The 18,389-nt window shown below is 65.9% G+C and carries 15 protein-coding genes; 6 read left to right on the top strand and 9 right to left on the bottom strand.

Annotation, left to right across the window (positions count from 1 at the left end; all coding sequences use genetic code 11):
• Positions 1-7 precede the first annotated feature (7 nt).
• On the top strand, positions 8-1,276 hold the full coding sequence (locus WQQ_RS08670) for a multifunctional CCA addition/repair protein (RefSeq protein WP_007184772.1): 1,269 nt from the start codon (positions 8-10) through the stop codon (positions 1,274-1,276).
• Between the two features lie 45 nt (positions 1,277-1,321).
• Here the strand turns inward: WQQ_RS08670 and WQQ_RS24870 are convergent, their stop codons facing one another.
• Together WQQ_RS24870 and WQQ_RS08680 are read right to left on the bottom strand one after the other, a co-directional pair.
• Positions 1,322-2,635: an OmpA family protein gene (locus tag WQQ_RS24870; protein WP_007184773.1), complete on the bottom strand. Its 1,314-nt coding sequence runs from the start codon at positions 2,633-2,635 to the stop codon at positions 1,322-1,324.
• A gap of 87 nt (positions 2,636-2,722) precedes the next feature.
• Positions 2,723-3,499: an undecaprenyl-diphosphate phosphatase gene (locus tag WQQ_RS08680; protein WP_007184774.1), complete on the bottom strand. Its 777-nt coding sequence runs from the start codon at positions 3,497-3,499 to the stop codon at positions 2,723-2,725.
• Positions 3,500-3,663: 164 nt separating this feature from the next.
• On the opposite strand from WQQ_RS08680, the gene WQQ_RS08685 reads away from it, so the two are divergent.
• On the top strand, positions 3,664-4,413 hold the full coding sequence (locus WQQ_RS08685; protein WP_007184775.1) for an SDR family oxidoreductase: 750 nt from the start codon (positions 3,664-3,666) through the stop codon (positions 4,411-4,413).
• Positions 4,414-4,519: 106 nt separating this feature from the next.
• Complete coding sequence (locus tag WQQ_RS08690; protein ID WP_007184776.1) at positions 4,520-5,371, top strand: EcsC family protein; 852 nt, start codon at positions 4,520-4,522, stop codon at positions 5,369-5,371.
• A 129-nt stretch (positions 5,372-5,500) separates the two neighbouring features.
• Here WQQ_RS08690 and WQQ_RS08695 read toward each other — a convergent pair whose 3' ends face one another.
• From WQQ_RS08695 to WQQ_RS08705, 3 genes are all read right to left on the bottom strand, one after another.
• A complete protein-coding gene (locus tag WQQ_RS08695) occupies positions 5,501-6,328 on the bottom strand; it encodes a M14 family zinc carboxypeptidase (protein ID WP_007184777.1) in 828 nt (275 codons plus the stop codon).
• A 134-nt stretch (positions 6,329-6,462) separates the two neighbouring features.
• Positions 6,463-7,122 carry a thiol:disulfide interchange protein DsbA/DsbL gene (locus tag WQQ_RS08700; RefSeq protein ID WP_007184778.1) on the bottom strand — a complete coding sequence of 220 codons (660 nt, stop codon included), beginning with the start codon at positions 7,120-7,122 and terminating at the stop codon, positions 6,463-6,465.
• 35 nt (positions 7,123-7,157) lie between these two features.
• The gene (locus WQQ_RS08705) at positions 7,158-7,790 is read right to left on the bottom strand and encodes a c-type cytochrome (RefSeq protein ID WP_040453779.1); all 633 of its coding nucleotides are present in this window, start codon (positions 7,788-7,790) and stop codon (positions 7,158-7,160) included.
• A 157-nt stretch (positions 7,791-7,947) separates the two neighbouring features.
• On the opposite strand from WQQ_RS08705, the gene yihA reads away from it, so the two are divergent.
• Positions 7,948-8,583, top strand: coding sequence for a ribosome biogenesis GTP-binding protein YihA/YsxC (gene yihA / locus WQQ_RS08710; protein ID WP_050997606.1), 636 nt, complete (start codon positions 7,948-7,950; stop codon positions 8,581-8,583).
• Positions 8,584-8,970: 387 nt separating this feature from the next.
• Here the strand turns inward: yihA and polA are convergent, their stop codons facing one another.
• Genes polA through lptM form a run of 3 tightly spaced genes read right to left on the bottom strand, consistent with a single transcriptional unit; the run spans position 8,971 to position 13,320 of the window.
• Positions 8,971-11,784: a DNA polymerase I gene (polA, locus tag WQQ_RS08715; RefSeq protein WP_007184782.1), complete on the bottom strand. Its 2,814-nt coding sequence runs from the start codon at positions 11,782-11,784 to the stop codon at positions 8,971-8,973.
• Complete coding sequence (lysA, locus tag WQQ_RS08720) at positions 11,777-13,036, bottom strand: diaminopimelate decarboxylase (RefSeq protein ID WP_007184783.1); 1,260 nt, start codon at positions 13,034-13,036, stop codon at positions 11,777-11,779. Before lysA ends, polA begins: the two co-directional genes overlap by 8 nt.
• Before the next feature lie 20 nt (positions 13,037-13,056).
• Positions 13,057-13,320 carry an LPS translocon maturation chaperone LptM gene (gene lptM / locus WQQ_RS08725; RefSeq protein ID WP_083844467.1) on the bottom strand — a complete coding sequence of 88 codons (264 nt, stop codon included), beginning with the start codon at positions 13,318-13,320 and terminating at the stop codon, positions 13,057-13,059.
• A gap of 126 nt (positions 13,321-13,446) precedes the next feature.
• On the opposite strand from lptM, the gene WQQ_RS22935 reads away from it, so the two are divergent.
• On the top strand, positions 13,447-15,264 hold the full coding sequence (locus WQQ_RS22935) for an AsmA family protein (RefSeq protein ID WP_007184785.1): 1,818 nt from the start codon (positions 13,447-13,449) through the stop codon (positions 15,262-15,264).
• An 83-nt stretch (positions 15,265-15,347) separates the two neighbouring features.
• Positions 15,348-15,965 (top strand): YdbL family probable chaperone protein, encoded by a 618-nt coding sequence (locus tag WQQ_RS08735; protein ID WP_007184786.1) that lies wholly within the window; start codon positions 15,348-15,350, stop codon positions 15,963-15,965.
• Between the two features lie 17 nt (positions 15,966-15,982).
• Here WQQ_RS08735 and gyrB read toward each other — a convergent pair whose 3' ends face one another.
• On the bottom strand, positions 15,983-18,379 hold the full coding sequence (gene gyrB, locus WQQ_RS08740) for a DNA topoisomerase (ATP-hydrolyzing) subunit B (RefSeq protein WP_007184787.1): 2,397 nt from the start codon (positions 18,377-18,379) through the stop codon (positions 15,983-15,985).
• Positions 18,380-18,389 lie beyond the last annotated feature (10 nt).

Raw genomic sequence — 18,389 nt, forward strand, 5'->3', positions numbered from 1 at the left:
GCAGCCGATGAAAGCCGGAATCAAGAAGTACCTGGTCGGAGGCGCGGTGCGCGATGCCTTGATCGGTCGCACGGTCACCGAGCGCGACTGGGTGGTGGTCGGCTCCACGCAGGACGAGATGGTCGCCGCTGGCTACAGGCCCGTGGGCCGCGACTTTCCGGTGTTCATCGATCCCGAGACCGGCGAGGAACACGCGCTCGCGCGCACCGAGCGCAAGTCCGGGCGCGGCTATCGCGGCTTCGTCACCGACGCCTCGCCGGCGGTTACGCTCGAAGAAGACCTCATGCGCCGGGATCTCACGGTCAACGCGATGGCGCAGGACGAGGACGGCCGGATCATCGACCCGTACGGCGGCCGGGCCGACCTCGAAGCCAAGGTTTTGCGCCACGTCTCGGCGAGCTTCACCGAAGACCCGGTACGTATCCTGCGGCTCGCGCGCTTCCATGCGCGCTATGCCCCTCGCGGCTTCACGGTCGCAGCCGAGACCCAGGCCCTGCTCAAGCGGATGGTCGAAGCCGGCGAAGCCGACGACCTCGTGCCCGAGCGCGTCTGGAAGGAAACCGAGCGCGCGCTGATGGAATCGGACCAGCCCAGCGTGTTCTTCGAAGACCTCGAAGCCAGCGGGGCGCTTGCGCGCGTGATGCCCGAAGTCGCCGCCCTGCGCGGGGTTCCGCAGCGGGCGGACTATCACCCCGAGGTCGATACGCTGCGCCACACGCTGATGGCGGTGGATGCTTCGGTGCGCCACCGATTCGCGCTGCCGGTGCGCGTGAGTGCGCTGCTGCACGATCTCGGCAAGGCCGCGACCCCGGTGTCGGAATGGCCGAGCCACCGCATGCATGAGGAGCGCGGGCTGCCGCTGGTAGCCGCGTTCTGCGAACGCCTGCGCGTGCCGAACCCGTGTCGCGAGCTCGCGCTGGCGGTCACGCGCGATCATCTCAACGTGCACCGGGCGCGCGAGCTGCGACCCGCCACCCTGCTCGCATTGCTCGACCGGCTCGGTGCCTTCCGCAAGAGCGGCGAGGGTTTCGAGCAGGCCTTGCAGAGCTGCCTCTGCGACGCCCGCGGCAGGCTCGGGCTCGAGGACTGCGAGTATCCGGCCGTCGATTACCTGCGCCGGGCCCGCGAGGTGGCGCTGACGATCCAGGCCGGCGAGGTCATGCGCGACGGATTCCAGGGGCCGGCGATCAGCGAGCAGATCAAGCTGCGGCGCGAGCAGGCGCTCAAGCGCTGGAAGCAGTCGGACCCGACGGTTCAGGACGGGTCCGCGACATGAAAAAGGCCGGCGCAAGCCGGCCTTTTGGGTCACAGCACGCGTCGCTCAGAGAGCGGGGGAAGGCTCTGCCGGCGGCGGCAGAACATCGCCTTCGGGCCCCGGCGAGGCGACCGTCGGTGCCGGGCCGTCGGCCGGGTTCGACCCGGTCACGCGCAGCTCGACACGGCGGTTGAGCTCACGGCCCTCGTCAGTCGCGTTGTCGACGATCGGCCGGGTCTCTCCGTAACCGACCGTGCTCATCCGCGAGCCGTCGATGCCCCGTTCGATCAGGTAGAGCTTGACCGCGTCGGCCCGGCTTTCGGACAGCTTCTGGTTGTAGGCGTCGGCGCCCTTGGAATCGGTGTGACCGGCGATCTCGATCTGAATGTCCTGCCGCGCGAGCAAGGCGTCGGCCACCATGTCTAGCAGGGTCTTGGCGTTGGCGGTGAGCCTGGACTTGTCGAACTCGAAGTTCACGCCATGCAGGACCAGCGTCTGTCCGACCTCGCAGCCTTCGAGCGAAAACGGCTGGCCCGGTTTGGGCGCCTCACACGGCGGCGGCGGGGGAGGAGGCGGAGCCGGCGGTTCGACCGGGGCCACTACTTCGACCGGCGGCGGAGCCGGTGGCGGCGCCTCCTCGGCCGGCTGGCCGAACGAATAGCGCAGGCTCAGCAGCGCGGTCTGGGCCTCGTAGCGAAATCTCACACGCGTGGCCGGATCGTCGCGCAGCAAATTGAACCTGCTGCGATCGGTCCGTAGGTAGCGATAGTCGAAAGACAAGGTCAGCCGATCGCTCAGATCGAACCCCAGTCCGGCTCCGGCTTGATAGGCGAAGGCGGTCGTGGCGGTATTGTTGAAATCTTCGCCGTCGTAGCCGCTGTCGCGAATGGCGATGCGCGCCGCACCGGCCCCGAGTCCGGCATATGGCCGGACCCGGCTGTGGCGGAACAGGTCGAGCCAGAGATTGACCATCGCCGTCTGCGCGTCCTGCTTGCCCTCGACCCCGTCGGGATCGGTGCCGTTCGGCGTCAACAGACCGGACAGCAGGCCGGCCGGCTCGATATGAATGTGATCGAGATCATTCCGACGGTAGAGCAGTTCGAGCTCGGGCCGCAGTCCGCTGTCGGTGGAGTAGCCGAGCACCAGTCCGCCGGCCCAGCCATCCTTGAATCTGATCTGGCCGATCTCGGTGCCGTCGTCAACCAGGCCGCCCCCGTTGGGGTAGTAGAGGTCGTATTTCTGCTTGTCGAGGAAATTGATCCCGCCTCCGACCCCGATGTACAGACCCTCGCCGGCCCCAGCGGTGAATGAAACCGTCAGCGTGGACGAAAGCAGCCAAGCCGCGTGCTTGCCGGTAAACCGGCTTCTCCTGGTTTTCATGACCCTGTCTCCCTGGTCTTCTGCGAATTGCTCACCGGCGTCCGGCCCCTCCGCCTGGTCCGCCGCTGCCCCTCAATTCAGGTGGCGCTACCCAAGCAATATCAACAAAACGGCGCCGAGCGCAATTCGGTACCAGGCGAACAGGATGAAGCTGTGCCCTGCGACATAGCGCAGCAACCACTTCACGGCGACGAAGCCGGTGACCGCCGCCACCGCGAATCCGGCCGCGAGCTCACCCCAGGCTTCGCTCTGCAACTGGCCGTGCATGGCGAGCTTGAGCAGTTCGTAAGCGCTGGCCGCGAACATGGTCGGAATGCCCACCATGAACGCGAACTCGGCCGCGAGCTTGCGATTGGTCAGCCCGGCCAGCATGGCGACGAAGATCGCGGCGGCCGAACGCGAAGTGCCCGGGAACGAGCCCGCGATGACCTGCGCAGCGCCCACGGCGAACGCGAGTTTCCAGGTCACCAGGTCGCGGATCGGCTGACGCTTGGCCCAGCCTTCGACGATGAAGATGATCAGGCCGCCGACGATCAGCGCGGCGGCGATCGGGCGCGTGGTTTCGGGCAGTTCGGCGCCGAGCTTCTTGGCCAGCAGGCCAAGCACTGCCGTCACCAGAAATGCCACGAAGAGCTTGATCGAGTAGTCGCGCAGTTCCGGCTTGTTCCAGCCGGTGGCGAGCTCGCGCAGGCGCTCGCGATAGACCAGGGTCACCGCGAGGATCGCGCCGGCCTGCACGATGACGTTGAACAGATCGGAGCGGCGACCGAGCCAGTGTTCGGCGATCAGCAGATGCCCGGTGCTGGAAATGGGGAGGAATTCGGTGAGGCCTTCGATGAGGCCCAGCAGGATGGCGTCAAGCATCGAGTGAGAATCAGGGAGGTACGTTGGCGGGCCTGAAGCCGCGCACGAACCGCGCCGCTTCGGCGACAATAGGGAACAGGAAATGGGCGGGGAATGAGCCGTTCCATCATACCGCGCTCCCGTGACGGAGCCCCTTCAGCCGCAACGTCGCTCCGCCGCAGGCCATGAAGCCCGACTCCACAGAATCAGCCCCTGTCGCCATCGTCACCGGCGCCGGCCGCCGCATCGGCTCGGCCATCGCGACCGCCTTGCACGAGGCCGGCTATCGCATATTGCTGCACTACCGGCTCTCGGGCGAGGGTGCTCGGCGGCTCGAAGCCGAATTCAACACCCGCCGTCCGAACTCGGCCGCCTGCTTCGCCGGCGACATGGCCGACGATGCGTTGCCGGAGGCGCTCGCGCAGACCGCGCTCGAGTACTGGGGCCGGCTCGACGCTCTCGTCAACAATGCGTCGAGCTTCTACCCGACCGCGCTCCAGGCCCTGACGCCCGCGCAATTCGGCGACCTCATCGCGAGCAACCTCAAAGGCCCGCTGTTTCTCGCCAAGGCCTGCGCGGCCCGCATGCAGCGCGGGGCCATCGTCAACGTGCTCGACATCCATGCGCGCAAGCCGATGCCGGGCTACGTCGCCTATTGCGCGGCCAAGGCCGGGTTGTGGTCGGTGACCGAAAGCCTGGCGATCGAGCTCGCCCCGCGCATCCGCGTCAACGGCGTCGCCCCGGGCCGAATGATCTGGGGCGTCGGCGACAATCTCGACGAAGCCGCGCGCTTCGCCGAGGAGCAGCGCATTCCGATGAAGCAGCTCGGCGGCGGCGCCGAGGTGGCCCGCACGATCCGCTTTCTGCTGTCCGACGAAGCCGGCTACATCAACGGCGCGGTGTTGCCGGTGGATGGCGGGCTGAGACTGACTTAGGGGCCGTGACCCGCCGGCGGGTCACGGCCTGCCTGCGAAGCGGAGCGCCTGTGTAGGATTTCGGGGCCCGCGGCAATCGTTCAGCACTGCGCATTAAGGTGAGCCCATGAACCGCTACGAACTCGATCGCCTCGCCGAAATCCGCCGCTGGCAGGTGCAGGAGCCCCCCCCGGCCGCTCGCTGGTTCGGCAAGGCCGCCGGTCCGGCGAGCCAAGCGGTGCAGTCGATGATCCCGACCGAAGCACTGCGTACCGCACTGACCGCGGTGCAGGCCACGGCCGGTCGCTTCTCCGGCCATGCGGCCCTGCTCAAGCAGGCCAAGGTGACACGCATCGAAGACCTGCTGGACGCCGATCTCAAGGTCTGCGATCGGCTTTCGGCCCAGATGCGCCGGCGCGGCATGGCGATGGCCGGCGGGGCCGGCGCGGTGCTCGGCATCGCCGGGGCGGCCGGCATGGTCGCCGACGTGCCCGCACTGCTGGTGCTGGCGTTTCGCAGCATCCAGCGCACCGCCCTGTGCTACGGCCAGGTGATGACGCCCGAGGAGAGCCGGCGGCTCGGCATTGCCATCTTCGCGCTCGCATCGGCCAATTCGGTCGAGGAGAAGCAGGCCGCGCAGAAGGCGGTCTGGCGCAACAACGTCGAGCTCGACGACGCCGCCTGGCGCGACGGCATCGAGCGCGCGGCCGAACGTGAACTCGCCAAGGAGGCCGCGACGATGAGCCTCAACAATCTCGCTCTGCAGGCTGGCCGGCATCTGGGTTGGCGCAAGGCAGCCAGCGCGATGCCGGTGGTCGGCGCCGTGATCGGCGGCTCGGTCAACGCCTGGTATCTCTACGACATCAGCAACGTCGCCCGTTACTGCTTTCAGGAGCGCTGGCTCGCGCACCGCTACGGCGCATTGCCCGACTCGATCGGAGTCCAGAGCCTGCCGAAGCTGGCAACCCGCTCCCGCTAGCCGGGAAGCTTTCCCAGGTCCTATGGGCGACGGCAGCTCGCGTAGGTACGAGAGCGCCGAAAGCGGAGCATGCGGGTAGCGCGAGAACATTTCGAGCCCCGACCCGGCGCAGTAGCGTGACGAAGCACCTCAGGGGTCACGGGGCTGGTTCAGCCAGACCTCGTCGTCCAGGCGCTCGTAGAGCGGCGGTCGCTCTCTGGGCAGATTGCGGGCGAGCCAGTTCAGCATGTCGCTCCAGATGCGCTGCGACTGCGCCGCAGTCGGCATGCTGCCGGCGTTGGGCAGCTCCAGCGTGATCACCGGCAGCTTGCGGTCGACGCCCGCGTAGTTGCCTAGCGAGCCCGGGTAGACGCCGAGGGGTTGCAGGCGCAGGTAGCCGAAACGCTCGGGGGGGCGCAGCGGGCCGTCGTAGTCGAGTACGCCGTAGGGTGCGTGCACCGAGACGATCGCGTCGGGTTTGAAGCTTTCGATCTGCGACACCAACCAGCGCGTCTCGGGCTCCGACATCGACGACTTGCCCGGAAACCGCCGCTTGTCCGAGCCCGTGCGGCTGCGCCAGTAAGACAGCGCGCGCTGGTTCCAGTCGGCGCTCGGAAAATTGCGATTGAGATCGACGCCGGCGAGGTTCTCGCGCGTCGCCGGGTTGGCGAACAGACCGTCCGGGTTCGCGCTCGGAATCACGCGCCAGTAGAACGGCTGGATGCGCTCCTGTTCGAGCTTGCGCATCCACTGGAACACCATGCTGACGCTCGAGAATTCGTCGCCGTGGATACCGCCGATCAGCAGTACGCGGCGCGGCTGGAACACGTCGCCGCGCGCCGGGAAATCGCGATAGAGCAGGGCCTGGTGCCAGCGGCTGGCGCCGTCACCAAGATGGAAGCCGGCCCGCCGGCAGTCGTTCGGATCGACGCTCTGCAGGCGCTGCCCCAGGCGCTCGCAGGCCCGGTCGACCGACATCAGCGGCAGCTCGGCCGCGGTAGCGGCACCGGAACCGGTCCCCGCACCAACAAAAAGCCCGGCCAGGAGCCGGGCGGCGACGAACGTGCGCCTCAGCTGCCGCGGCGTCGCCCGCAGCGAGCCCCGGTTGGTATTTATTTCTTGCGTTCCTGACGGACCTTCTCGATGAGGAAGTCGGTCACCTTGATCATCTTGTCGAAATCGCCGGCCAGCGACGCATTGGTCGTGTACTTGCCGCCGACCACGATCGCCGGGACGCTGGCGATGCCGTAGGCGCGCAGCAGCGCGTCGGTACGGCGGACCTGATTATCGACCGCGAAGCCCGTGAACGTGCCGTTGAACACCTCTTCGGAAATGGCGGCCTGGCGGTAGAACAGCGTGGCGATGCCGCCCTGCGTGAACAACGAGGTGTCGTGCTTGACGTGAATGGCATCGAACAGCGGCGTGTGGATCTTGTCGCCGATGTTGAGCGACTGCGCCGTGAAATAGGCCTTCTGGTGCAGCACGCCTTCCGGGTGACCGAGGCTGGACGGCAGACGCGCGAAATCGACGTCCGCCGCCCTGGTCTTGCGCCAGGCTTCGATCTTGGGATCGAAGTGGAAGCAGTGCTGGCAACCGTACCAGAACGCTTCCTCGACGAGGATGCGCTTGGGGTCGATCGGCTTCTGCACGTCCCGCACGAGCTTGTATTGCTCGCCTTCCTTGAAAGCGGGAGTTTCCGCCAAGCCCGGCAAGCTCATCAGGGAAAGGCCGGCGAACACGCTGGCGAGCAGCAGGCGCATGGAAAAACGCATGGATGAAGTCTCGATGAGGCCCCAACAGCCCGTTGCTATTGGACGCCGGTGATGTAGGACGCCAGCGCCTGGATCTCGTCATCGGTGAGCTTGGACGCCACGGCGGCCATCATCTGACCGGTGGGACCGACCTTGCGTTCCCCGGCCCGGTAGGCCGTGAGCTGCTTGGCAGTGTACTTGGCGTGCTGCGAGCCGATACGCGGATAACCAGCGGCCGGGTTGCCCGCGCCCTTGGGGCCATGGCAGCTGGCGCAGGCCGGAATGCCGCGAGCGGCGTCACCGGCGCGGAACAGCGGCTCGGCCACGGCGACCGCGTCCTTGCTGCCGGCGGCGGGCGTGGATTTCTGCTGTGAGAAGTAGGCCGAGATGTCGGCGATGTCGGCATCCGACAGCGGAGCGGCCTGTGCGGTCATCACCGGGTCCTTGCGCTCGCCCGACTTGAAGGCCTTGAGCTGGTGCGCAATGTAGTTGGAACCCTGGCCGGCCAGCTTGGGCCAATCCGGCATCGCGCTGTTACCGCCGGGTCCATGGCAGGCGACGCAAGCTGCGGCCTTGGTGGCGCCGGCGGTGGCATCTCCCTGGGTAAAGGGATCTTTGGATCCCGCTTCCTGGGCAGACGCCGAAGCAAATGGGGCGACGAGAACCAGCGCCATCAAAAGGCGTTTCATCAACAGCACTCCCAGTAGGCAAACTCGGTAGGCAACGGTGGCGATCGTCCGGCATCTGACGTTGCCGGTGAAATCGCAGGCGGCGCTGGGCGTCGAGTAGCACGACGCAAGCTAACCGGATAATTTGGCGGCGTAATTCTACACTCCGACTTGCTCAATGCAGAATCCCTTTTCCCAGGCTCAGTTCCTGCTCTCCTGCGCGCAGCTCACGCAGCTGCCCGACGACGAGCATCCCGAGGTCGCCTTCGCGGGTCGATCCAACTCCGGCAAATCGAGTGCCCTGAACGCCTTGTGCGGCCGCCATTCGCTCGCCCGGGTCAGTAAGACGCCCGGGCGTACCCAGCTCATCAACCTGTTCGGGATCAACGACGGCTCGCGTCTGGCCGACCTGCCGGGCTATGGCTACGCCTCGGTTCCGAACCCGGTCCGTGCGAGCTGGGGCCGGCTGATCGGCGGCTACGTCGAGAAGCGCAGGAACCTGCGCGGACTGTTCCTGATCATGGATTGCCGCCACCCGCTGACCGATTACGACAAGCAGATGCTGGCCTGGACGGTCAGCGCCGGCCGCGACTGCCACGTCCTGCTGACCAAGGCCGACAAGCTCGGCTACGGGGCGTCCAAGGCCACGCTGCTGGCGACCCGCAAGGGGCTCAAGGAACTCGGCAGCCAGGCGACGATCCAGCTGTTCTCGTCCAGCAGCCACCAGGGGCTCGACGAGGCGCGTGAACGTTTGCAGTCGATGCTCGACGGAGTGGTGCCGGGTGCGAGCGCGGTCGAAGCACCGGTCGCCTGAGCGCATCAGCGTATGGGTTTTGGGATCAAACTGAACAATTGAGGCCCGCATCGGTCAATTGCCGAATATGGCCGGAGATTCAGAAGGATTCTGAAAAGAAAATGCCCCGTGAGCCGGGGGGAGACTCACGGGGCAACAAGCTCCGGCTTGGGGGATGCCGGACCCGCCCAGGGAGTAGAGGCGGGGAGCGTGAAAAGGGAGAGATTCACGCTCGCAGTCTTAGAGGACAGGCCTGATCGAAAGTTCACGCCGGTTTCCCGTTTTTTCGCGAAAACCGTAAGGGGTTTCGCGGCGCTTTCTTTAAATTGCTGATTCGCTTGGTTTTCTTATTATTGTGTCGAGCGCCTGTCGAAGCTTCACGACCGACGAACGGTCGTACGAAGACCTTCAGCCGGTCGAGCGCGCATGCCCGTGCGGCTGATGCGCCTCGTCCCAGTTTCCAGCCAGGCCGAAGTCGGCCACCAGCGGAACCGCGAGCGGGGCGATTCGCACCATGTGGTCGGCGATGGTCTGCGCTTTCTCGCGCAGCAGGGCCTCGGGGCCTTCGAAGACCAGCTCGTCGTGCACCTGCATGATCATGCTGATCCCGGGCGCGTTGGCGTCCAGCCAGGCCTGCAGGTCGATCATCGCCTTCTTGATCAGGTCGGCCGCCGTGCCCTGCAGCGGGGCGTTGATCGCGGTGCGCTCGGCGTACTGGCGCAGGCCCTGGTTGCGGGCGTTGATGTTGGGCAGGTACAGCCGACGCCCGAACAGGGTCTCGACGTAGCCGCGCGAGCGCGCCGCCGAACGCGTGTCGTCCATGAACTGCTTGACGCCCGGATAGCGGCCGAAGAAGCGCTCGATGTATTCGCCGGCCTCGTTGCGGCCGATGCCGAGCTGGCGCGCGAGTCCGAACGCCGACATGCCGTAGATGAGCCCGAAGTTGATCGCCTTGGCGGCGCGGCGCTCGTCGCTGCCGACTTTTTCGAGCGGCAGGCCGAAGACTTCGGCGGCGGTGGCCTGGTGCACGTCGAGGTTCTGCCGGAACGCCTCCCGCAGGCGCTCGTCACCCGAGAAATGCGCCATCAGCCGCAGCTCGATCTGCGAATAGTCGACCGCGAGCAGCGTATTGCCGGGTTCGGCGATGAAGGCCTGGCGGATGCGCCGGCCTTCGGCCGTGCGGATCGGAATGTTCTGCAGGTTCGGCTCTTGCGACGACAGCCGGCCGGTGGCGGCCACCGCCTGGTGATAGCTCGTGTGGATGCGGCCAGTGCGCGGATTGATCGCCGCCGGCAGCTGCTCGGCGTAGGTGCTGCGCAGCTTCTGCATCGCCCGCCAGTCGAGGATCAGGCGCGGCAGCGGGTGCTGGGCCGCGAGCTGCTCGAGGGTGTCTTCGGCCGTCGACGGATCGCCCTTGGGCGTCTTGGCGAGCACCGGCAGCTGGAATTTCTCGTAGAGCAGGGCCTGCAACTGCTTCGGCGAGCCGAGGTTGAATTCGCCCTCGGCGACGACGAAGGCCTGCGCCTGCAGCTCGTCCATGCGCTGCGCGAGCTCGGCGCTGATCTTGCGCAACAACGGCGCATCGACCTTCACGCCGCGACGCTCGATGCGCGCGAGCACCGGCACCAGCGGCATTTCGATTTCGTGGAAGACCTTGGCGAGCACCGGCTCGGCCTCCAGCTTCGGATACAGCGTCTCGTGCAGGCGCAGCGTGATGTCGGCGTCCTCGGCCGAATACTCGGTGGCCTTGTCGAGCGCGACCTGGTTGAAGGTCAGCTGGTTCTTGCCCTTGCCGGCGACGTCGGCGAACTGGATCGTCTTGTGGCCGAGGTACTTGTCGGCCAGGGTATCCATGTCGTGGCGATTGCCGGCCGCATCGAGCACGTAGCTTTCGAGCATGGTGTCGAAGCGCAGGTTGCGCACTTCGATGCCGTAGCGCGCGAGCACGTTGATGTCGTACTTGCCGTGCTGCGCGAGCTTGGGCTTGCTCTGGTCTTCGAGCAGCGGCTTCACGCGTGCGATGACGTGCTGCAGCGGCAGCTGCTCGGGCGCGCCGAGATAGTTATGCGCGAGCGGCACGTACCAGCCGCTGCCCGATTCGACCGAGAACGCCAGTCCGACGAGGCCGGCCTGGTTCGCATCGAGCGCATCGGTTTCGGTGTCGAAGCAGATCAAGCCGGCTCGTTCGAGACAGCCGATCATGCGATCGAGCTCGGCCTCGTCGACCACGCAGATGGCGTCGGTCGGCTTGGACACGGTGCCGATGTCGGCCGCGTTCGCGCCGACCGCGGCGAGCGATTCGGGCGCCGCGCTTTCGAGTTCGGCGCCGGCCTCGGTCGCGGGTCCGGCCGCCGGCTTGCCACCTTCGAGCTCTTCGCGCCAGCGATGGAATTCGAGCTTGCGATACAGCGCGACGAGCTGCTCGACGTCGCGCTCGCCGGGCACGAGCTCATCGAGCTGCACGGGCAGCTCGACGTCGCAGATGATCGTCGCGAGCCGATGCGAGAGCGGCAGGATGTCGAGCGCCGCGCGCAGCTTTTCGCCGATCTTGCCGCCGATTTCGCCAGAGCGATCGCGTATCGCGTCGAGCGAGCCGAATTCGGTGAGCCACTTCGCCGCGGTCTTCGGGCCCACACCCGGAACGCCCGGAATGTTATCGACGGTGTCGCCGACGAGCGCGAGGTAATCGATGATGCGCTCGGGCGGCACGCCGAACTTCTCGATCACGCCGGCGCGGTCCATGCGCCTGTTCTTCATCGTGTCGAGCAGGTGCACGTGCTCGTCGACGAGCTGCGCCATGTCCTTGTCGCTGGTGACGATCAGCACCGGCAGGCCACGCTCGCGGCCCTGTCTGGTCAGCGTGCCGATGACATCGTCGGCTTCCACGCCATCGACGACGAGCAACGGAAAACCGAGCGCCTTGATGACCGCGACGACGTCCGGATACTGCGCCGAGAGTTCGGCCGGCGTTTCATCGCGATTGGCCTTGTAGTCGGCGTACAGCTCGTTGCGGAACACCGGGCCGCTCGGATCGAACACCACGCAGATGCGCTGCGGCTCGTATTCGCGGCACAGGCGCTTGAGCATGTTGACGATGCCGTAGACCGCGCCGGTCGGTTCGCCGCGCGAATTGCTCAGCGGCGGCAGCGCGTGGAAGGCGCGAAACAGCCAGCTCGAACCGTCGATCAGGATCAACGGATGCTCGGCGGCGGTCTCAGCCATGTCGGCGTTCCAATAAGCGTTCGTTGCGGATCAGGTCGTCGAAGCTCTCGCGCGTGCGGATCAGGTGCACGCGATCGCCGTCGACCATGATCTCGGCCGCGCGGCCGCGCGTGTTGTAGTTCGAGCTCATGACGAAGCCGTAGGCGCCGGCGGTCTTCACCGCGAGCAGATCGCCGGCTTCGAGCGCGAGTTCGCGCTCCTTGCCGATCCAGTCGCCCGATTCGCAGACCGGGCCGACGAGGTCGTAATTCAGCGGCTTCGCACCCGATTTTTCACGTAGCGGCACGATGTCCATCCAGGCCTGATACAGCGCCGGACGCAGCAGATCGTTCATCGCCGCATCGATGACCGCGAAGTTCTTTTCTTCGGTCTGCTTGAGCAGCTCGACGCGCGTGAGCAGCACGCCGGCGGCGCCCGCGATCGCGCGGCCCGGCTCGGTGTGAACCGCCAGGCCGCGCCCCGCGAGCTTCGGCAGGATCGCCGCGGCCCAGCTCGCGGGTTCGAGCGGCTGTTCGTCGCGGTAGCGCACGCCGAGGCCGCCGCCGACGTCGATGTGTTCGAATTCGATACCGGCCTTCTCGAGCTTGTCGACGAGCGCGAGCACGCGATCGAGCGCATCGAGATACGGCGCCACATCGAGCAGCTGCGAGCCGATGTGGCTCGCGATGCCGACGATGCGCAGGCCGCCCATGTTCGCGGCTTCGCGATACAGGCGTTCGGCCGTGACCAGATCGACGCCGAACTTGTTCTGCTTGAGGCCGGTGGAAATGTACGGATGCGTCTTGGCATCGACGTCCGGGTTCACGCGCAGCGCGATGTCCGCTCGCTTGCCGAGCGAACGCGCGATCGTGTCGAGCTGACGCAGCTCGGCTTCGGATTCGACGTTGAAGCAGCCGATGCCGGTGTCGAGCGCGAAGCGCAGCTCGTCGGCGGTCTTGCCGACGCCCGAGAACACCACTTTGGTCGGGTCACCGCCGGCCTTGAGCACGCGGCGCAGTTCGCCGGCCGAGACGATGTCGAAGCCGCTGCCCAGGCGCGCCAGCACCTGCAGCACTGCGACATTCGAATTCGCCTTGACCGCGTAGCAGACCTGATGCGGGATGCTGGCGAGCGCCTCGTCGAACGCGCGATATTGCTGCTCGAGCGCGGCGCGCGAATAGACATAAGTCGGCGTGCCATGCTGTTCGGCAATGCTCGAGAGCGGAACGTTCTCGGCGTAGAGCTCGCCGTTTTGATACTCGAAATGGGTCACGTTGTTTTGGCGGATGATCGTTAGGGCGTCGCTGGAGCGTCGGTTGTTGGGGTGTTGGCGGGCGTCGCTTCGTCGGTCGACGGTTCGGTCGAAGCAGGTTCCGGCTGCTGGGCGTTCGGCTTGCCTTGCACGCGTTCCTTGTTGCGCTGGCTCGGCGGCTTCTCGCTTTCGGGAACCTCGCCCGGCAGGTACAGCGGCCCGGTCTGGCCGCAGGCGCTCAGCACGGCGCAGAACGCGAGCAAAGGCATTGAACGGCGCGGAGCGAGGCGCGGGATAAAGCGCATATTGTCAGCGGTGGTCTGGCGCGGGCCGCCAGTTTAGCCGTCCTTCAGTCCGTGGTCGTCGCCGCTGGGGTATGGGTGGGCTTGACAGGGATGTCGCAGGGGAACGTTCGCATCGTGAATCGCGGAATGACGGCGCTGGCAGCGGGTTTGGTCTGGTGGGCCGGGCAGGCGACGGCTGCACTGCAAGTTCGTGTCGAGATCGGCAAGGCAGAGGGTGGGCCGCTGCCGATGTCGGTGCGCGATCTGGTCGCGGGCTGCGTGCTCCATGCGACCGGGTCGGCGCTGCACTGCGACGATGCGGAGCTGTCGTTTCGTAGCGAGCCGGGCGGTGTGAGCCAACTTCAGGGCAGCGGCGTCTGGTCGCCGTCGAGTTGGGAAGCTCAACTCCTTCCATCGACCTTGCTGGGCGGTACTGTCGAAGGCCAGGCGCACTATCTCCGCGATAGCCGCGGTCGCGGTCAGGCCGATGCGAGCCTCAGGCTCGATGGCTTGAGCTATGAGGGCGCTTCGGGCCGCTATGCGACCGACAAGGGGTCCGTCGCCTTGGATGTTCTGGCCTTGCTCGACGGTGCGATCGCGCGATTCGATGTGCGGCTGTCGTCTTCGGCCGGTCAGGCTTACGTCGAGCCCGTGTTCATCGATCTGGCTGCTCATCCGCTCGAGCTCTCGATCGATGGCGTTTGGGATTCCAGCGCCCGGCTGCTACGAGATCTGAATCTGTCCGGCTCGCAGACAGATCTGATCGGCAACTTGAGTGCGCAGATCTCCGCCATACGGGCCGCTGGGCCATTCCGCATCGAACAGGCTTCTTTGAACGCTCGGGATGTGCGGCTCGATGGGCTCGTCGCCGGCTATCTGGTGCCGTTTCTGGCCGGCACGCCCTGGGAGTCGATCAGTGCGTCCGGCTCGGCCGATCTGAAGTTCGCGGTCGCGCACAATGCCCCGGTGGCGGCCGATCTCGAATTGCGGTCCGCGACCTTGAAGGCCGCTCAGCCGGCCAGCGCGATCGAGAATCTCGACGGCTCCGTGCACTGGGTCCGGGACGGCGACGCCGAGCCTTCTTCCTTGCGCTGGGACGCTGCGAATTACGCGAGCTTGCCGCTGGGACCCGCAAGCCTGCGCTTCGAAGCCAGCAGGCTCGGGCTGCACCTGCTCGAGCCGATGCGCCAGCCGATACTCGACGGTGCACTCGTGGTGCAGCGCTTCGCACTCGCCGACGTCGGCAAGCCCTCGATGTCGGCTGATCTGGTCGCCGAGCTCGAACCGATCGAGCTCGGCGCGCTGTGCCGCGCGCTCGGCTGGCCCGAATTCGGCGGCCGGCTGTCGGGCCGTGTTCCGGGCGTGCAGCTGCGCGACGGCGAGCTGTCGCTCGACGGCGGGCTGGATGCGAAAGTCTTCGGTGGCGACGTACGCATCGGCAGCCTGCGCATGCCGGACGTGTTCGGCCGGCTGCGCAAGCTGCTCGCGGACGTGCAGCTGCGCAACCTCGATTTGCGCCAGCTCACGCAGGCGTTTTCGTTCGGGCGCATCGATGGGCACATCGACGGCGACGTGAGCGGCCTGCGCATGCTCGACTGGCAGCCCGTGGCCTTCGACGCACGGCTCTACAGCTCACCGAACGATCCAGGTCGGCGGCGCATTTCGCAACGCGCGATCGACAATCTGTCTTCGCTCGGAGGCGGCCCGACCGGCCTGCTGTCCCGCGGCGCGCTGCGCTTTTTCGACGATTTCGGCTATCGGCGCATCGGCTGGAGCTGCAAGCTCGTCGACGGCGTCTGCCTCATGGACGGCATCGAGCCGACCGAGGACGGCGGATACGTGCTCGTCGAAGGCCGCTGGTTGCCGCGTATCGAGGTCGTCGGCTACGAGCGGCGGGTCGACTGGAACCGTTTCGTCGAGCAATTGCTCGCCGTCCGGCAGTCGCAAGGCGTCGAGATTCGCTAGAGGCTCGCCGGCATTGGGCCTCTTTAAGAACCGATTCAGAGCTTGCCTATACTGTCGACAGACCGATCGCCAGGAGTCGCCCCATGCGCCAGCCGTCCACGAGCCTCGTTTCCGCGGCCGCCGTCGTTGGGGTCGCCGCTCCGGCCGCCCTCATGAGTGCCTGTGTGACGATCAACGTCTACTTCCCGGCCGCCGAGGCGCAGAAGGCGGCCGACAAGATCATCGACGATGTCTGGGGCACCGGGGCGACGCCGCAACCCGCTGCCAGCGGCGATACCTCGCAGCTCGAATCGAAGCCGCTGTGGCTCGTGGCCGCCGACTTCGTGATGCCGGTTGCCGCAGCAGCCGAACCCAAGCTCGACGTCAGCTCGGCCGAGGTCAAGCGGCTGTCGGGGGCTATGGAGGCCCGTTTCCCGCAGCTCGAGCCGCTGCTCAATTCGGGCACGCTCGGACTCACGAACGACGGCTACATCGGCGTCCGCGATGCCGGTTCGGTGCCGCTCGCCGACCGTAATGCGGTGCGTTCGCTGGTCGCCAACGAAAACGCCGACCGCGCCTCGCTGTATCGCGAGATCGCGGTCGCCAACGGTCAGCCGCAGTGGGAAGCCCAGATCCGTTCGGCCTTCGCCGCGCGCTGGATCGCCCGCGCCAAGGGCGGCTGGTACTACCAGGACGCCAGCGGCGCCTGGTTACAGAAATAGCCTTTTAAAACAAAGGTCTAAATGTCGATGTTGCCCGCCTGCAGGGCGTACTTCTCGATGAATTCGCGACGCGGTTCGACCTGCTCGCCCATCAGCGTCGTGAACATCTGATCGGCGCCGATGGCGTCCTCGACCTGCACCTGTACGAGGCGTCGTTGGGTCGGGTCGAGCGTGGTTTCCCAGAGCTGGCCCGGATTCATTTCGCCGAGGCCCTTGTAGCGCTGCATGCTCAGGCCGCGGCGCGCCTCGTTCTGCAGCCAGCGATAGGCTGCGTCGAAACCGTCGACGACGCTGCTGCGTTCACCGCGATTGACGGTCGCGCCGGCCAAGTCGTGGGCCGAGATCGTGGCTCTTAGATCGGCAATGCGCTGGTAGTCGGCCGATACGAAGAAATCGGCCCCGAGCACGAACCAGTGGTCGAGCCCATGCAGGCGCCGCAGGATGCGCAGAGTCGGTCCATCTTCGCCCAAACGGGCCGTAACCTGGTGGCTACCGAAGCGAACTTCGGCGTTCAGGCGCGTTTCGAGCGCTTCGCCCCAAGCCTGCAGTTCGGCTTCCTGGGTCGGGATGCGCGGCGACTGTGCGAGTGCGCGCAGCACCTGCTCGTCGTAGCGGCGGGACAGGCGTTCGAGCGTCTGTTCCACCTCGGCGTAATCGGCCGACAACTTCTTGAAAGCTTCGTCGGTCCAGGCTTCGCCGGCCGCCGTGCGCAGGCCCGCATCGGACAGCGCGGCTGACAGCAGCCAGCGCGCCATCTCGTTGTCGTCCTTCACGTAGGTTTCGTGCTTGCCGCTCTTCACCTTGTAGAGCGGCGGCTGGGCGATGTAGATGTAGCCGTTCTCGATCAGCGAATACATGTGCCGGTAGAAGAAGGTCAGCAGCAGGGTGCGGATATGCGCGCCGTCGACGTCGGCGTCGGTCATGATGATGATGCGGTGATAGCGCAGCTTCTCGGGCCTCATCTCGTCCTTGCCGATACCGCAGCCGAGCGCGGTGATCAGGGTTCCAACTTCGGCCGAGGACAACATCTTTTCGATGCGCGCCTTCTCGACGTTCAGAATTTTGCCCTTGAGCGGCAGGATCGCCTGGAAGTGACGATCGCGGCCCTGTTTGGCTGATCCGCCTGCAGAATCACCCTCGACGAGGAACAGTTCGGATTTCGACGGATCCTTCTCCTGGCAATCGGCGAGCTTGCCGGGCAGGCCCGCGATGTCGAGCACGGACTTGCGGCGATTGAGTTCCTTGGCCTTGCGCGCTGCTTCGCGTGCGCGAGCAGCTTCGACGACCTTCTCGGCGACGATCTTGGCGTCCTTCGGATTCTCGAGCAGGAAGTCGCGCAGCTTGTCGCCAACAACGGTCGAAACGACCGGCGTCACTTCGGATGAAACCAGCTTTTCCTTGGTCTGCGACGAGAACTTCGGATCGCGAACCTTGACCGACAGCACGGCCGTCAGGCCTTCGCGCGTGTCGTCGCCCATCATCGAGATCTTTTCTTTCTTGATGATGCCTTGGCTTTCCAGGTATTCACCGAGCGTGCGCGTCAGCGCGTTGCGGAAACCCGTCAGATGCGTACCGCCGTCGCGCTGCGGAATGTTGTTGGTGAAACAGAACACATTCTCGGTATACGAGTCGTTCCACTGCAGCGCCGCTTCGACGACCACATTATCGAGTTCGGCAACCATGTAGAGCACCGAATCATGGATCGGCGACTTTGATTTGTTCAGGTATTCGACGAAAGCTGAAATGCCGCCCTTATACTCGAAAACATCCTCTCGGCCGCTGGCCTCTTCGCGCAGCACGATGCGCACGCCCGAGTTCAAGAATGACAGCTCGCGCAGACGGCGCGCGAGGATGTCGTAGTGCATTTCGAGATTGCTGAAAATCTTGCCGCTCGGATAGAAGCGAACAGCGGTTCCGCGCTTGTCCGTATCGCCCTGCTCGGCCAGCGGAGCCTGCGGTTCGCCGAGCCGATATTCCTGATGGTGGTGGCGGCCTTGTCGATAAATGTCGAGCAGCAGCTTGTCCGACAGCGCGTTGACCACCGAGACACCTACGCCGTGCAGACCACCCGAGACCTTGTAGCCGCTTCCGCCGAACTTACCGCCGGCGTGCAGGATGGTCATGATGACTTCCGCCGCCGAGCGACCTTCCTCGGGCATGATTTCAGTCGGAATGCCACGCCCGTTGTCGGTTACCGCCACGCTACCGTCGCCGTGCAGGGTAACCGTGACCTCGGTGCAGTACCCGGCTAGCGCTTCATCGATCGCGTTATCGACGACTTCGAACACCATGTGGTGCAGGCCGGTACCGTCGTCGGTGTCGCCGATATACATACCCGGACGCTGACGCACGGCCTCGAGCCCTTTCAGAACCCGAATGCTGGAAGCGTCATAAACCTGTTCGTTGTCAGACATTGCAATCTCT

Source organism: Hydrocarboniphaga effusa AP103 (assembly GCF_000271305.1).
In the GTDB taxonomy this organism is placed as follows: Bacteria; Pseudomonadota; Gammaproteobacteria; order Nevskiales; family Nevskiaceae; genus Hydrocarboniphaga; species Hydrocarboniphaga effusa.

What these genes read in the sequence shown, in the direction of transcription:
- WQQ_RS08670 (WP_007184772.1), top strand. Translation starts at nt 8, where the DNA reads ATGAAAGCCGGAATCAAGAAGTACCTGGTCGGAGGCGCGGTGCGCGAT.
- WQQ_RS24870 (WP_007184773.1), bottom strand. Translation starts at nt 2,635, where the DNA reads ATGAAAACCAGGAGAAGCCGGTTTACCGGCAAGCACGCGGCTTGGCTG.
- WQQ_RS08680 (WP_007184774.1), bottom strand. Translation starts at nt 3,499, where the DNA reads ATGCTTGACGCCATCCTGCTGGGCCTCATCGAAGGCCTCACCGAATTC.
- WQQ_RS08685 (WP_007184775.1), top strand. Translation starts at nt 3,664, where the DNA reads ATGAAGCCCGACTCCACAGAATCAGCCCCTGTCGCCATCGTCACCGGC.
- WQQ_RS08690 (WP_007184776.1), top strand. Translation starts at nt 4,520, where the DNA reads ATGAACCGCTACGAACTCGATCGCCTCGCCGAAATCCGCCGCTGGCAG.
- WQQ_RS08695 (WP_007184777.1), bottom strand. Translation starts at nt 6,328, where the DNA reads ATGTCGGTCGACCGGGCCTGCGAGCGCCTGGGGCAGCGCCTGCAGAGC.
- WQQ_RS08700 (WP_007184778.1), bottom strand. Translation starts at nt 7,122, where the DNA reads ATGCGTTTTTCCATGCGCCTGCTGCTCGCCAGCGTGTTCGCCGGCCTT.
- WQQ_RS08705 (WP_040453779.1), bottom strand. Translation starts at nt 7,790, where the DNA reads ATGAAACGCCTTTTGATGGCGCTGGTTCTCGTCGCCCCATTTGCTTCG.
- yihA (WP_050997606.1), top strand. Translation starts at nt 7,948, where the DNA reads ATGCAGAATCCCTTTTCCCAGGCTCAGTTCCTGCTCTCCTGCGCGCAG.
- polA (WP_007184782.1), bottom strand. Translation starts at nt 11,784, where the DNA reads ATGGCTGAGACCGCCGCCGAGCATCCGTTGATCCTGATCGACGGTTCG.
- lptM (WP_083844467.1), bottom strand. Translation starts at nt 13,320, where the DNA reads ATGCGCTTTATCCCGCGCCTCGCTCCGCGCCGTTCAATGCCTTTGCTC.
- WQQ_RS22935 (WP_007184785.1), top strand. Translation starts at nt 13,447, where the DNA reads ATGACGGCGCTGGCAGCGGGTTTGGTCTGGTGGGCCGGGCAGGCGACG.
- WQQ_RS08735 (WP_007184786.1), top strand. Translation starts at nt 15,348, where the DNA reads ATGCGCCAGCCGTCCACGAGCCTCGTTTCCGCGGCCGCCGTCGTTGGG.
- gyrB (WP_007184787.1), bottom strand. Translation starts at nt 18,379, where the DNA reads ATGTCTGACAACGAACAGGTTTATGACGCTTCCAGCATTCGGGTTCTG.